Annotated in this window: 9 protein-coding genes; 7 read left to right on the top strand and 2 right to left on the bottom strand. The window is 71.3% G+C overall.

Annotated elements, in window-relative coordinates; all coding sequences use genetic code 11:
• Window positions 1–138 precede the first annotated feature (138 nt).
• Window positions 139–516, top strand: coding sequence for a hypothetical protein (locus ACIHCX_RS28970; protein ID WP_400034566.1), 378 nt, complete (start codon window positions 139–141; stop codon window positions 514–516).
• Between the two features lie 38 nt (window positions 517–554).
• Here the strand turns inward: ACIHCX_RS28970 and ACIHCX_RS28965 are convergent, their stop codons facing one another.
• The gene (locus ACIHCX_RS28965; protein WP_400034564.1) at window positions 555–3,392 is read right to left on the bottom strand and encodes a glycoside hydrolase family 3 C-terminal domain-containing protein; all 2,838 of its coding nucleotides are present in this window, start codon (window positions 3,390–3,392) and stop codon (window positions 555–557) included.
• Between the two features lie 364 nt (window positions 3,393–3,756).
• On the opposite strand from ACIHCX_RS28965, the gene ACIHCX_RS28960 reads away from it, so the two are divergent.
• The 6 genes from ACIHCX_RS28960 to ACIHCX_RS28935 are packed head-to-tail and all read left to right on the top strand — an operon-like array spanning window position 3,757 to window position 12,376.
• On the top strand, window positions 3,757–5,454 hold the full coding sequence (locus ACIHCX_RS28960; protein ID WP_400034562.1) for an extracellular solute-binding protein: 1,698 nt from the start codon (window positions 3,757–3,759) through the stop codon (window positions 5,452–5,454).
• 28 nt (window positions 5,455–5,482) lie between these two features.
• Complete coding sequence (locus ACIHCX_RS28955; RefSeq protein WP_400034560.1) at window positions 5,483–6,517, top strand: ABC transporter permease; 1,035 nt, start codon at window positions 5,483–5,485, stop codon at window positions 6,515–6,517.
• Entirely contained in the window at window positions 6,514–7,449 is a 936-nt protein-coding gene (locus ACIHCX_RS28950; protein ID WP_400034558.1) for a carbohydrate ABC transporter permease, read from the top strand. Before ACIHCX_RS28955 ends, ACIHCX_RS28950 begins: the two co-directional genes overlap by 4 nt.
• On the top strand, window positions 7,446–9,425 hold the full coding sequence (locus tag ACIHCX_RS28945; protein ID WP_400034556.1) for a beta-galactosidase: 1,980 nt from the start codon (window positions 7,446–7,448) through the stop codon (window positions 9,423–9,425). Before ACIHCX_RS28950 ends, ACIHCX_RS28945 begins: the two co-directional genes overlap by 4 nt.
• Window positions 9,422–11,620, top strand: a complete 2,199-nt coding sequence (locus tag ACIHCX_RS28940) for a glycosyl hydrolase family 95 catalytic domain-containing protein (protein WP_400034554.1) — start codon at window positions 9,422–9,424, stop codon at window positions 11,618–11,620. Before ACIHCX_RS28945 ends, ACIHCX_RS28940 begins: the two co-directional genes overlap by 4 nt.
• Window positions 11,621–11,662: 42 nt before the next feature.
• Entirely contained in the window at window positions 11,663–12,376 is a 714-nt protein-coding gene (locus tag ACIHCX_RS28935) for a hypothetical protein (protein WP_400034552.1), read from the top strand.
• A 74-nt stretch (window positions 12,377–12,450) separates the two neighbouring features.
• Here ACIHCX_RS28935 and ACIHCX_RS28930 read toward each other — a convergent pair whose 3' ends face one another.
• Complete coding sequence (locus ACIHCX_RS28930) at window positions 12,451–14,502, bottom strand: TIM-barrel domain-containing protein (protein ID WP_400034550.1); 2,052 nt, start codon at window positions 14,500–14,502, stop codon at window positions 12,451–12,453.
• Between the last annotated feature and the right edge of the window lie 126 nt (window positions 14,503–14,628).

Raw genomic sequence — 14,628 nt, 5'->3', positions numbered from 1 at the left:
GGACCGTGTACCTCCTCGGCTGGGGGAGGGCAGGCAATCGGGTGACCGGGCGGCCCGGGTGAAGGGGATGGGGTCTTGGTGTTCAACTTGGTGCTCGGCGCGTTGGTCGTTGTGGGAGCGATCCTCCACGGGTGCCTTGTGAGCCGCAGGGTCTGGCGTGATCCCGACTTCGCCCGGCGGCTGTCCCAGAGGATGACCGGTCTCTCCTACGGCCTTGAGGGCAACCGGGGGGCGGTGAGGGCCTCCGCGGTACTGACGGTCGAACTGGTCTTCCTGGGAGGCATCTTCGTCACCGGCGGCCTGGAGGAGGTGTGGCAGGGCGGGTCGAGGGAGGACGTGCTGCTCGCCCTCGTCCTGCTCATGGTCGCCCTTTTCCTGCTGGCCGCCGCGGTGAACCTCTCGGTCGTCTGGTTCAACATCCCGAGGTGGACCGTTCCGTCACACATGCGGGGCGACACGGGCGTGAAGACCGAGGTGCTGCGCAGCCGCTGGGCCAGGCTTACCAGGAAGCGCTGATCGGGGGAGTCTTGTCGGGTAGAGCGGAGGGCCGCGACTCAGGTCGTGAAGCCGACCCGTGACAGACGCAGGGGGCCGGTCAGCCTGACGTGTACGTCGTGGATGCCGGCGGCGGTGGCCAGAGTGGTGAGCGTGGTGTAGTCGTACAGGTCCGACGTGGGTGGGGTCAGGGTGAGGGCGGCGAGCGGCGGGCCGCCGTTCAGGGTCAGTTCCACGGTGCCCTCGCCTGCCACTTCCACGCTCACCCCTGTCACTCCGGTGCCGAAGTCGCAGCCGCGGTAGAGGAGTTCGCCCGGCCTGCCGGGGGCGGGTGTCACCGCGTCGCCCGTTGTTTTCGTCCGGTCGACGATCTCGATGCCCGACTGCTCGTCGAAGTCGGCGGCGTTCAGGCCGTGGTGGAGGATCGGGCGCGGTGTGCCGGGTTCCCCGTCGAGGGTGAGCGTGGTGCGGAGGCGGATGTCCTCGCTGGAGGCGCCGACGAGGAGCTCGTAGGGGCCCGGCTCCAGGCGCCGGCGGTTCTGGGAAACGTCCCAGAACTCCAGGGCCGAGAGGGGGACTTCGAAGGTCAGGTCCGTCTTCTCGCCGGGCGTGAGCGTGACGCGGCGGTGGGCCGCGAGCTCGCGGCGCGGGCGCGGGACCGACGGGTCCACGGCGCGGGTGTAGAGCTGGACGACCTCGTCCGCGGTGACGCCCCCGGTGTTGGTGACCGTGCAGGACACCCGCACCGTGTCCGGCCCGGCCCGGACCGCCAGGTCGGCGTATCCGAACGACGCGTACGACAGCCCGTGTCCGAAGGGGAACAGCGGGGTGCCCTCGAAGTACAGGTACGTCTGGCGGCTGCCGATCACGTCGTAGTCGAGCAGGTCCGGCAGGTCGGAGTCGTCCGCGTACCAGGTCTGCGGGAGCCGGCCGGCGGGGGAGGAGTCGCCGGCCAGCACCCGGGCCAGGGCGGTGCCCGCCGCCTGGCCGCCATGGGCGGTCCACAGCACCGCCCGCAGGGGTGCGGGGTCGACCGCGTACGGGTACGACGAGACCAGTACCAGCGCCGTGTTCCGGTTCGCGGCGCGGGCCGCGCGCAGCAGCCGCTCCTGGTGCCCCGGCAGCCGCAGGGTCGTACGGTCCTGAGTCTCCCGGCCATTGATGTGCGGGTCGTTGCCCGCCACCACCAGCACCACGTCGGCGCGGCCGGCCGCGCGTGCGACCGCCTCCTCGCCGCGCTCGGTCACGACCAGTTCGAAGACCCCGGGGTTCTCCACGGCGACCCGCACGCCCTCCGCGGTGACACAGAGGTGACGACCCGTCCCGAGGTGCCGCAGCAGGCGGCCGCCGCCGTGCGGTTCGAGGCGGAACGTCTCCTGCACCACCCAGCCGCCGGGCTGGTCGGCCGAGGCGCGCAGGTAGCCGTCGTCGGCCACCGAGAGGTAGCGGCCGTCCGGGGCGCGCAGGGTCAGGACACCCTCGCCCCAGTCCACCAACGCCAGTTCGGTGCCGGTGGCGTCGGTGGTGAGCGGCGGCAGGTCGGTGCGGCCGGACAGCAACGCCGGGTCCAACGCGCCCTCGGCGCCGCGTACCCGGTCGCTCACGTCCGCGGCCGACGGTACGTGCAGGAAGGCGCCGTCGGCCGTGCGCAGCCGTATCCGGTCCACGCCCTCCGCGAACTCCACACGCTCGGCGCCGAACCGGTCGTACAGGCCCTCCAGCGGCGTGGACCGGTGCAGCAGCGTGCCGCTGTACCAGTCGAGCTTGCACTCGTCGGCGAGCAGGCCGACCACAGCGATGCGGGCGTCCGGGGCCAGGGGCAGCAGGCCGTCGTTGCTCAGCAGCACGATCGCCTGCTCGGCGGCCTCCTGGGCGAGCGCGCGGTGCTCCGGGGTGTCGAAGTCCTCGGTCGCGGCGTGCGGATCGTCTGCCGGGTCGAACTCGCCGAGCCGCAAGCGCACCGAGAGCTGCCGGCGCACCGCCGTGTCGACGTCGGCCTCGGTCAGCAGCCCCTGGTCCAGGGCGCCCCGCACCCGCGCCACGATCTTCGTCGGGTCCGTGCCGTGGTCGGTGAAGCTGTCCACGCCGGCCAGCAGCGCGGCCGCGGTGGCCTCCTCGTGGGTGGCGAAGTAGCGCTCGGAGTCGACCAGGTTGGAGGGCGCGCACGCGTCCGAGCAGACCAGCAGCTCCTCGTCGGTCCAGGCGCGCAGCTGCTCGCGCAGGTACGGCGAGACGTGGTTGGGGCGGCCGTTGACCAGGTTGTAGGCGGGCATCACGCCGGCCACCGCGCCCGCCGCCACCGCCGCCCGGAAGGCCCGCAGGTCGTACTCGTGCAGGACGCGCGGGCGCACCGAGGAGGACGTGGTGTCCCGGCGCGTCTCGTTGTTGTGGGCCAGCCAGTGCTTGAGGACCGGTGCCGTGCGCCAGTACGTCGGATGGCCGCCGCGCAGGCCGCGGGTGTAGGCGACGGCGATCGCCGACGTCAGCCCCGGATCCTCCGAGTAGCCCTCCTCGTTGCGGCCCCACAGCGGGTGGCGCAACGGATTCACCACCGGCGCCCAGACGTTGAGGCCGACGCGGTCGTCGCGGGCGCGCATCGCCCGAACCTCGTGGGAGACCGCCTCGCCGATCCGGCGCACCAGGTCGTCGTTCCAGGTGGCGCCGAGCCCGACGGCCTGCGGGAAGACCGTCGCCGGCCCCATCCAGGCCACCCCGTGCAGCGCCTCCTGACCGGTGCGGAACGCGGCGACGTCCAGCCGCGGAACGGCGGGCGCGAACTGGTGCAGGAAGGAGACCTTCTCGTCGAGGGTCAGCCGTGCCAGCAGATCGTCGACGCGCTTCGCGAACGGCAGCCGCGGATCGCGGAACGGCGGAGTGTGAGGCGTTCGTACGGTCACGTGGGGGTCCCCCTGGTGCTGGAACGGCGAGCCTCTTTCGAAGCGCTTCGATGCTCAGTCGACTCGCGGCGGGTGTCAAGACGGTCCGGGGTAACAAGTCCGATTCCCGGCCCGCATCTCAAGGGACGTATGAGAGCGGCCCCGTGCGCACCGTCCCGGAGCAATCTCGGATCCGATGGGATCCGGCCCTTGTGCGCCCCCAGGTGTTCACTTAACCTCGCAGCAACATCGAAGCGCTTCGACTCGGTTTCGACCTCAGCCAGTTCCACTCGAGACATCGAGCATCGAGATATCGAGACATCGGGACACCGCAGCCGACGGCTCCACCGCCGGGCGTCCTGGTGCGCCACGAAGGGTTGACGCAATGACGCCGAACGCCGCCCCCGCCTCCGCCGGCCCCAGCCGGAGAAGCTTCCTCGCCTCCACGGCGGTCGCCGCCGCAGCGGTGGCGGGAGGGATGCCGCTGCTCACCGCCTGCGGCGGCTCCGACAGCGGCTCGGGCGGGGGCACCACCTCGGGCAAGGACGCGAAGAAGCTGCTGCCGTCCTACGTGGCGAACAGCGTCGTCACCCCCGACATCCCCGCCAAGAACGGCTCCGCCGTCGGCTTCACCAGCCCGCTCGACCTCGCCGGCCTGAAGACCTCCGTGCCGAAGAAGCTCGGCAAGGGCGGCAAGGTGACGATCATGTCGCCGTTCTGGGGGTCCCCGCCCAAGCAGGACAACCCGTACTACCAGGGGATGAACGACCTCATCGGCGTCGACGTCGTCTGGCAGAACCAGGACGGCAACACCTACGAACAGAAGCTGGGAGCCGTCCTCGCCTCCAGCAGCGTCCCGGACGTCGTGGTGATCCCCGGCTGGAACATGGGCGGCAAGATACCCAGCGCGATCACCGGCAAGTTCGCCGACCTGGGCCCCCACCTGTCCGGGGACAAGGTCAAGGAGTACCCGAACCTCGCGGCGATCCCGACGGACGCCTGGCAGCGCTGCATCTTCGGCGGGAAACTGCGCGGCCTGCCGATGCCCGCCCCCTACGTCACGAACATCGTGCCCTTCTACCGCAAGGACATCTTCGACAAGGAGGGCTACGAAGTCCCGCGCTCGGCGGACGAGTTCGCGGCGCTGGCCAAGGACATCACCAACGCCCGGGCCAAGCGGTGGGCCTGCCTCGACATGAAGTGGACCGCGTTCAACATCTTCGGTGTGCTCTCCGGCAGCGAGAAGCCGCTCGGCTGGAACCTCGTCGACGGCAAGCTGATCTACCGGGTCGAGACCCAGGAGTACCTGGAGGCGCTGGAGTGGACCCGCAAGCTCTTCGCCGCCGGGTACGTCCACCCCGACGCCAAGCTGGGCAAGAGCGCCCAGACCGACTCGGGCCCCAAGTTCGCCTCCGGCGAGTTCCTGATCTACAACGACGACATCTCGCAGTGGTACAGCCGGACCGCCGAACAGGCCGTCCAGAACCCGGACTTCAAGATCTCCGGCATGGACGTCTTCGGCCACGACGGCGGTACGCCCACCCTGTGGGCCACCCAGCCCGCCAACATCTTCGCGTTCGTCAGCAAGAAGGCGCCCGAGTCCGTCGTCCGTGACGTGCTGGCCGTCGCCAACGTCACCGCCGCCCCGTACGGCACCAAGGAGTACATGCTCACCAACTACGGGGTCGAGGGCACCCACTACACCGTCAAGAACGGGGTGCCCGTCAAGAACGACCGGGGCAACAACGAGGTCATCAACGCCTACGTCATGGTCGCGAGCCCCGTTTCGACCACCCTCGCCCACCCGGACTTCCCGGACACCGCCCGGGCCCAGGTCGAGTGGCAGCAGCGGATGGGCGCCGCCACCAGGAAGTCCTCCTTCTACGGCATGCAGATCGCCGAGCCCTCCCGCTATACCAACCTGTCCAACGACTTCGAACAGCTGGAGGACGACATCGTCCGCGGCCACAAGAAGATCAGCGACATGCAGCAGGCCGTCTCCGACTGGAAGAGCAAGGGCGGCGACCGACTGCGCGACTGGTACAAGAAGCTCCTGGACGAGAACGGCCCGGCGGCAGGCTGACCCGGGCGCAGAGGCAAGGAGACCGGCCGTGTCCCACAGCACGGTGCCTCGGAGCGGGACCGAGGCCGACACGACGGAGAGGACTCCGGAGGCGTCCGGCGGCGCCACCGGAACCCGCGAGGACGCGCACCCGGGGAGGCTGAGCCTGCGGACCAGGTTCCGACGCGACCGCGTGCTGCTCCTGATGACGCTCCCGGCCGTCGTCCTCGTCCTGCTCTTCAACTACGTACCGATCCTCGGCAACGTCGTCGCCTTCCAGGACTACGACCCCTACATCAGCGACAACGGCGTCGTCTCCATCCTGCACAGCCCCTGGGTGGGCCTGGAGAACTTCCAGGCGATCTTCGCGGACTCGGCGTTCTGGAATGCCGTGCGGAACACCCTGGTGCTGTTCTTCCTCCAGCTCGTGCTGTACTTCCCCATCCCGATCCTGCTCGCGCTGCTCATCAACAGCGTGGTCAGACCGCGGGTGCGGGCGGTCGCGCAGGCCGTGCTGTACCTGCCGCACTTCTTCTCCTGGGTGCTGATCGTCGCCGTCTTCCAGCAGCTGCTGGGCGGCGCCGGACTGCTCTCCCAGCTGCTGCGCCAACACGGTTACGACGGTTTCGACCTCATGACCGACCCCGCCACCTTCAAGCTGCTCCTCACCGCGCAGAGCGTGTGGAAGGACGCCGGCTGGGGGATCATCGTCTTCCTCGCCGCGCTCACCTCGGTGAGCCCGGACCTGTACGAGGCCGCCGCGATGGACGGCGCCGGACGGTGGCGCCGCATCTGGCACGTCACGCTGCCCGCGCTGCGCCCGGTCATCGCGCTGCTGCTGGTGCTGCGCGTCGGCGACGCCCTCACCGTCGGCTTCGAACAGATCCTGCTGCAACGCGACGCCGTCGGACCGGGCGCCGCGGAGGTGCTGGACACCTTCGTGTGGTGGAACGGTGTACGCAACCAGGACTTCGGCTACGCGGCCGCCGCCGGACTGATCAAGGGCGTGGTCAGCATCGGACTGGTCCTCGCCGCGAACAAGGTGGCCCATCTGATGGGCGAGCAGGGGGTGTACAAGAGGTGACCGCCGTGATCGACAAGCCCGTCCGCGGACGCCGCCGGTGGGCCGCGCCGCCCCGGCCGGTGTGGGAGGAACAGCCCACGAGGGCGGGCCTGGCGGGCAAGGGCCTCGTCCTCACCCTGGCCTGCCTGGCGATCCTCTTCCCGCTGTGGATCGTCGTCGTCACCAGCCTCTCCTCACGCAGGACCATCGACGAGGCGGGCGGCCTGGTGATGGTGCCCAAGGGCATCACCTTCATCGCCTACCGGGAACTGCTCGGCGGCGGCCAGGTCACCCGCGCCGCCGTCGTCAGCATCCTGGTCACCCTGGTCGGCACGCTGTTCTCCATGACGGTGTCCGTGCTGTGCGCCTACGGCCTGTCCCGCACCGGCTCGCTCGGCCACCGCTGGATCCTGATGACCCTGCTGGCGACGATGTTCTTCAGCGCCGGTCTCATCCCGACCTACCTGCTGGTGCAGACCCTCGGCCTGACCGACACCTACCTCGCGCTGATCCTGCCCAGCGCGGTCAGCGTGTTCAACATCCTCGTCCTGCGCGGCTTCTTCATGGGCATCTCGCCCGAACTCGTCGACAGCGCCCGCATCGACGGCGCCGGCGATCTGCGCATCCTGTGGCAGATCGTCATGCCACTCTCCCGCGCGGTACTCGCCGTGATCACCCTGTTCTACGCCGTCGGCTACTGGAGCGCCTGGTTCAACGCCTCCCTGTACCTCAACGACCAGAGCATGCTCCCGCTGCAGAACGTCATGATCCAGCTCGTGCAGAAGCAGGAGGCCCCCGTGGGTCTCGCCCAGTCCATCAAGACCGGTCAACTGTCCGGGCTCGCCGTGCAGATGGCGGTCATGGTGATGGCGCTGCTGCCGGTGGCCGTGCTGTCGCCGTTCGTCCAGAAGCACTTCAGGAAGGGGATGCTGACGGGGGCGGTCAAGGGATGAGGGAGCTTCCGTGGTCGACGCGTACGACCCGCGGCCGCATCCTCTTCGGCGGCGACTACAACCCCGAGCAGTGGCCCGAGGAGACCTGGCACGAGGACGTCCGGCTGATGAAGGACGCCGGAGTCAACTCGGTCACCCTCGGCGTGTTCTCCTGGTCGAAGCTCGAACCGCACCCCGGCGCACGCGAGTTCGGCTGGCTCGACGCGGTGATGGACCTCATGGCGGACCACGGCGTCGGAGTCGTCCTCGCCACCCCCACCTCCTCGCCCCCGCCCTGGATGGGCCGCCTGCACCCCGACACCCTGCCCCGCGACGAGGACGGCCGCACCGAGTGGTGGGGCGGCCGGCAGCACTTCTCGCACTCCAGCGCCACCTACCGCCGCTACGCCGCCGCCATCACCGAGGACCTGGCCGCCCGCTACGCCGGCCACCCGGCCCTGACGATGTGGCACATCAACAACGAGTACTGCACCCACGACTACGGCGACGAGGCCGCCGCCGCCTTCCGTCGCTGGCTGCACACCAGGTACGGCACCCTCGACGCCCTCAACACCGCCTGGGGCACCGCCTTCTGGAGCCAGGGCTACGACAGCTGGGACGGCATCCTGCCCCCGCGCCGCGCCCACTACCTGAAGAACCCCACCCAGGTGCTGGACTTCCGCCGCTTCACCTCCGACGCGCTCCTGGAGTGCTACCGCGCCGAACGCGACATCGTCCGCCGGCACACCCCGAACCTCCCGGTCACCACCAACTTCATGCCGCTGTGGTCCGGCCAGGACGGCTGGCGCTGGGCCGCCGAGGAGGACGTCGTCTCCGTCGACCTCTACCCCGACCCGCACGACCCCCTCGGCGCCCAGTACGGCGCGCTCGTCCAGGACCTCACCCGCTCCCAGGCCCGCGGCCCCTGGATGCTCATGGAACAGGCGGCCGGACCCGTCAACTGGCGCCCCGTCAACCACCCCAAGCCGTCCGGGCTCAACCGCCTGTGGTCCCTTCAGGCCGTGGCCCACGGGGCCGACGCCGTCTGCTACTTCCAGTGGCGCCAGTCCCGCCAGGGCGCGGAGAAGTTCCACTCCGCGATGGTCGGCCACGCCGGCGAGCGGGGCCGTACGTTCCAGGAGGTCAAGCGGATCGGCGCCGAACTGCGCCGGATCGGCGCCGAGGTGTCCGGCACCCACGGCACCCGCGACATCGCGATCCTGCACGACTGGCACTCCTGGTGGGCCTGCGAGCAGGACGGCCGCCCGTCCACGCACGTTGTGTACCCCGAGGTCCTGCGCGCCTGGCACCGCGCCCTGTGGGAAGCCCACCTCACCGCCGACTTCGCCCACCCCGAGCACGACCTCACCGCCCACCGGCTCGTCGTCGTCCCCCAGCTCTACCTGCTCACCGACGAGGCGATCGGCAACCTTCTGGCGTACGTCGCCGGCGGCGGCACCCTCGTGTGCGGCTTCCTCACCGGGGTCGCCGACGAGGACGACCGGGTGCGCCCCGGCGGCATGGACCCGCGGCTGCGCGAGCTGTTCGGCATCCGCACGCTGCACCAGTGGTGGCCGCTGGAGGCAGGGGAGAGCGTCGCGTGCGCGGGCGGACTGCGCGGGACCCTGTGGTCGGAGGAGATCGAGGCCGCCGCCACCGCCGACGAGACGGTCCCGTACCGGGGCGGCGAACTCGACGGGATGCCCGCCGTGCTGCGCCGCGGCCGCGCCTGGTACGTCTCCACGCTCCCCGAGCCCGAGGCGCTGCGCGCCCTGCTCACCCGCGTCGCCGCCGGTGCCGGCGTCCGCCCGGTGCTGGACGAACTGCCCGCCGGGGTCGAGGCCGTACGGCGCGGCGAGCTGCTGTTCCTGCTCAACCACCGGCGTGAACCGGTGACCGTCGACGTGCCGGGCAGCCACCGCGACCTGCTCACCGGGTCGGCCGTGAGCGGCCGCACGACGCTCGGACGGTACGGAGCGGCGGTGCTGAAACCGTGACCGGCGGACCCCGGCACGGAACCTGGGAACCCCTCCCGGCCGCCCGCTGGGAGGACGCCTTCCTCAGCGGCAACGGCCACCACGGCGCCCTGGTGTCCGGCGACCCGGACGACGACCACGTGATCGTCACCCATCACACCCTCGTCCGTCCGAACGGCGCCGAGCACGCCCGGCCCCCGCTCCTCGCCGATCGGCTCGCCGCGCTCCAGGACCGGCTGCTCGCCGGTGACCGCACCGCCGCCGAGTCCTTCACGGACGGCCGGCCGTTGCAGTGGGTGCGGCCCTTCCACCCGGCCTTCCGGATCGGGCTGAGCCGCCCGGCCCGCGCCCGGCGGGGCTACCGCCGCTCGGTCGACTTCACCAGCGGCGAGGTGACGGCGGTGTGCGGGGACCGGAGCAGCCGCGTCTTCGTCTCCCGCGCCGACGACGTGATCGTCCAGCACGTCACCGCGCCCGGTGCCGTGCTCGACGTCCGCCTGGACCACCGGCTGCCCGGCGTGCCGCCCGGCCTGCGCGTCGGCCACGGGGCACGGCTCACCGCCGGGGGCGCCGTACTGAGCCTGCACGCCCGCTACCCGGGCAGCGACCGTGCCTACACCGGCGTGACGCTGATCGCCGTCACCGGTGGCACCACGGCGCTCACCCCGTCCGGAGCGCGCATCACCGGCGCGGACTCGGTGCTGCTGCTCACCCGGGTCCGCCGGCACACCGGTGAACCGGCCGTGGCCGAGGACGCGGGAGCCCTGCTCGACCTGCTCACCGGGCGGACCTACGACGACCTCCTCGAGAGCCATCTGCCCGCACACCGCACCGCCTACCACCGGGTCACCCTCGACCTGCGCGGCGACCCCGCCGAACGCGACCTGCCGGGGTCGGAGTTGCTGCAGCGGCCCGGTAGCGCTGCCCTCCTCGAGCGGCTGTTCGCGGCGGGCCGCTACCACCTGCTCTCCGCCAGCGGCCTGCTCCCGCCCCGGCTCACCGGACTGTGGACCGGCGACTGGGACACGGCCTGGTCCGGCGCGTTCACCACGGACGCCAACCTCAACCTCCAGACCGCCTCCGCCGCGGCGGCCGGACTCCCCGAGGTGGGCGAGGCCCTGGCCCGGCTCGTCGAGGCACAACTCCCCGACTGGCGGGACAACGCCCGCGCGATCTTCGGCACCCGAGGGGCCGTCGCGCCCGCGCACACCGACGGCGAGTCCGGCCACACGTACCACTTCAGCCGTGAGTACCCGCTGCACCTGTGGACTGCCGGCGCCGACTGGCTGCTGGGGCCGCTCGTCCACCTCGACGAGACACGCGGCGTCCAGGACCCCCGCACCGCCGCCGCGCTCGCCGAGGTCGCCCGGTTCTACGAGGACTTCCTCACCCGCACCGACGAGCACGGCCACCTCGTGGTCGTCCCCTCCTACTCACCGGAGAACCGCCCCGCCAACGCGAGCTGGGGCGCGCTCAACGCCGCCATGGACCTCTCCGCCGCCCGGCACGCGCTGCGGACGGCCGCCGCCTACCACCCCGGCACCCCCGACGCCGACCGCTGGCAGGCCCTCGCCGACCGCCTCCCACCGCATCGGATCAACAGCGACGGCGCCCTCGCCGAATGGGCGTGGCCCGGCCTGGCGGACACCTACGACCACCGCCACCTCAGCCACCTCTACGCCGTCTGGCCGCTGGACGAGATCACCCCTCACGACACCCCGGACCTGGCCGCCGCCGCCCGCCGCGCCCTGGAACTGCGCGGCGCGGAGAACGACTCGGCCCACGGCCACCTCCACCACGCCCTGGTCGCGGCCCGCCTCGGCGACGGCGACCGCGTCGCCCGCGCCCTCGCGCACGTCCTGGAGGGCGACTACTTCCACACCTCCCTGATGAGCGCCCACTACCCGAACCGGAACGTCTACAACGCCGACGCCGCCCACGCCCTGCCCGCCGTGCTGATCGAGACGCTGGTGCGGTCCACCCCGGACCGGCTGGTCCTGCTGCCCGCGCTCCCACCGGCGTACCCGGAGGGCGAACTGCGCGGTGTCCGCACCCGGTTCGGAGCCGAGGTCGACCTGGCGTGGAGCCGGGACACGGTCGCGGCAGTCCTGCGCCCCACCCGCACCGTCCGCATCGAACTGAGGACTTCCACCGGCGTCCGGCCACTGGACCTGGTCGCCGGAGAAGACCACGCCCTCGACCTGAGGGAGTGGTAGCCCCCCCGCAATTCCCCCCACCCATGGAAGGACACCATGGCCATGGCACCACGGACACTGAGCAGGCTCTCCAAGGCGCTGATCGCCCCCGCCCTCGCCCTCGGCGCCACCGTCGGTCTCGCCTCCGCCCCCGCCCAGGCCGCCGTCTGGAACTCGTGCGACCAGTGGGGCAACACCACGCTGAACGGCTACACGCTCTACAACAACATCTGGGGCTCCGGCGCCGGCAGCCAGTGCATCTGGGCCAACTCCGGCACCAACTGGGGCGTGACGGCCAACCATCCGAACACCGGCGGCGTCAAGTCCTACCCCAACGCCAAGAAGGTGATCAACAAGTCGATCACCTCGCTCGCCTCGCTCACCAGCAGCTACAACGTCACCGTCCCGTCCTCCGGCGCGTACAACACGTCCTACGACATCTGGGACACCGGCTACCGGTACGAGATCATGCTCTGGGTCAACAAGACCGGGGCCGTCGGCCCGCTCGGCAGTTCGCAGGGCAGCGTCACCCTCGGCGGTTCGACCTGGACCGTCTACAAGGGCAACAACGGCTCGAACGACGTCTTCTCGTTCATCCGCGGCTCCAACTCCAGCTCCGGCACGGTGGACATCCTGCCCATCCTGAAGTGGATCAAGGACACCAAGGGCTGGTTCGGCAACGTGACCATCGGGGACGTGCAGTTCGGCTACGAGATCACATCCTCGTCCGGGGGCCTGGCCTTCACCACCAACAGCCTGACGGTCAGCAGCGGCTGATTCCGGCGGGCCCACGAGTGTGCGGCCGGTCCCGCATAGGGGAGGGGCCGGCCGCACGTCGGCCTCCGGGCGCGCTACCCGGCGACCGGCAGTTCGGCTCCGTCCCGCAGGAACAGCGGGATGCGGTCCAGCGGGGCGTCGACGGTCACGGCCCTGCCGCCCTCGTACTCCCGGCCGGTCCACGCGTCGGTCCACCGCGCGCCCGCCGGGAGGTACGCGGTGCGGGCCGTGGCCCCGGCGGTCAGCACCGGGGCGACCAGCAGGTCCCGGCCCAGGAGGTAGGAGTCGTCCGCCATCCACGCCGTCTGGTCCGCGGGGAACTCCAGGAACAGCGGCCGCATCACCGGCAGCCCCTCCTCGTGGGCCTCCCGCATGACCTCCAGCACATACGGCTTCAGCCGCTCGCGCAGCCGCAGGTACTTCTCCAGGATCGGATAGGCCCGCTCGCCGTACGACCAGACCTCGTTGGGGCCGCCGGTCATCGCGGGGCCCAGCGGCATGCCCGGGTCCCGGAAGCCGTGCAGCCGCATCAGCGGGGACAGCGCCCCGAACTGGAACCAGCGCACCAGCAGCTCCCGGTAGGCGGGGTCGTCCGGGTCGCCGCCGTGGAAGCCGCCGATGTCGGTGTTCCACCAGGGGATGCCGGACAGCGCGGTGTTCAGGCCGGCCGCGATCTGGCGGCGCAGGGTCGCGAAGTCGGTGCCGATGTCACCCGACCACAGGGCGGCGCCGTGGCGCTGACTGCCCGCCCACGCCGAGCGGTTGAGGGTGATCACCTCGTCCACGCCGGCGGCGCGCAGACCCTCCTCGAAGGCGCGGGAGTTCTCCGCCGGATAGAGGTTGCCGACTTCCAGGCCGGGGCCCGCCCAGTAGCGCAGGTTCTCGGCGAAGCCCGGCTTCAGCTCCGGCTCGCAGGCGTCCAGCCAGAACGCCGTGATGCCGTACGGGTCCAGGTAGTTCTCCTTGATCCTGGACCACACGAACGCGCGCGCCTCGGGGTTGGTGGCGTCGTAGAAGGCCACCTGGACGGTGGAGGCGACCTCCTTGTCGGGCCAGTCGGCGTGAGCCATCGGGCCGTACTGGGTGCCGATGAAGTAGCCGCGCTGCTCCATCACCGGGTGGTTCTCGCTCAGCGGGGACACCGACGGCCAGACGGACACCACCAGTTTGACGCCGAGATCCGCCAGCTCGCGCACCATCGCCGCCGGGTCCGGCCACTCCTCGGGGTCGAACTTCCACTCGCCCAGATGGGTCCAGTGGAAGAAGTCGCAGACGATCGCGTCGAGCGGCAGGTTCCGCCGCTTGTACTCCCGGGCCACCTCGAGGAGTTCGTCCTGGGTGCGGTAGCGCAGTTTGCACTGCCAGAAGCCGGCCGCCCACGTCGGCAGCATCGGGGTGCGGCCGGTCACCGCGCTGTAGCGGCGCTGGGCGTCGGCCGGGGAGCCCGCGGTGATCCAGTAGTCGATCTGGCGGGCGGAGTCCGCCACCCAGCGGGTGCCGTTGCCGGCCAGTTCCACCCGGCCGACGGCCGGGTTGTTCCACAGCAGGGTGTAGCCGCGGCTGGAGGTGAGCACGGGGATGGACACCTCGGCGTTGCGCTGCACCAGGTCGACGACCAGGCCCTTCTGGTCCAGCCGGCCGTGCTGGTGCTGGCCGAGGCCGTACAGACGCTCGTCGTCGTAGGCGCGAAAGCGCTGCTCCAGGCGGTGGTGGCCGCCTCCGACGGCGGTGTAGAGGCGGGGACCGGGCCACCAGAAATGGGCGCGCTCCTCGGCCAGCAGCTCCGTGAGGCCGTCCGTGCGCAGGAAGCGGATCAGGCCCGCGGCGTCGACGTCGACCGTGAGCGCGCCGACGGTCAGGCGTGCCCGGCCGTCCTCGATCTTGACGGTGCTCTCGGTGGCCGGCGCGTGGGTGAGGAGCGCGCCGGGCAGGTCGTCCAGGACCGGGCCCCCGAGCCGGGCGCGCACCCGGACCGCGTCCGGCCCCCACGGCTCGATGCGTACGGTCTCCTGGCGGCCGCTCCACTCCAGCACGCCGTCCCGGTCGCGGAAGGTGCCGACCGTGGGGGAGGACTGGGCGAGGCTGACCGGGCCGGGCGGCGGCTGGTTCTCGGCATGCTGGTTCACCGGGTTCCTCCGAGGATGCCCCGCCCTTCAGAGCGGGGAGGAATGGGACGGGCTGGTACGCTCTTCGGCGTGCTGAGCGAGAACCAAGCCAGCACAGCGACTCCTTCGCTTGCAGTGCCAAACCGG

It is taken from the genome of Streptomyces sp. NPDC052043 (assembly GCF_044548235.1).
Lineage (GTDB): Bacteria > Actinomycetota > Actinomycetes > Streptomycetales > Streptomycetaceae > Streptomyces.
The sequence above is the reverse complement of the archived record's forward strand: the minus strand, read 5'-3'. Positions and strand labels throughout refer to the sequence as shown.

What these genes read in the sequence shown, in the direction of transcription:
- ACIHCX_RS28960 (WP_400034562.1), top strand. Translation starts at nt 3,757, where the DNA reads ATGACGCCGAACGCCGCCCCCGCCTCCGCCGGCCCCAGCCGGAGAAGC.
- ACIHCX_RS28945 (WP_400034556.1), top strand. Translation starts at nt 7,446, where the DNA reads ATGAGGGAGCTTCCGTGGTCGACGCGTACGACCCGCGGCCGCATCCTC.
- ACIHCX_RS28935 (WP_400034552.1), top strand. Translation starts at nt 11,663, where the DNA reads ATGGCACCACGGACACTGAGCAGGCTCTCCAAGGCGCTGATCGCCCCC.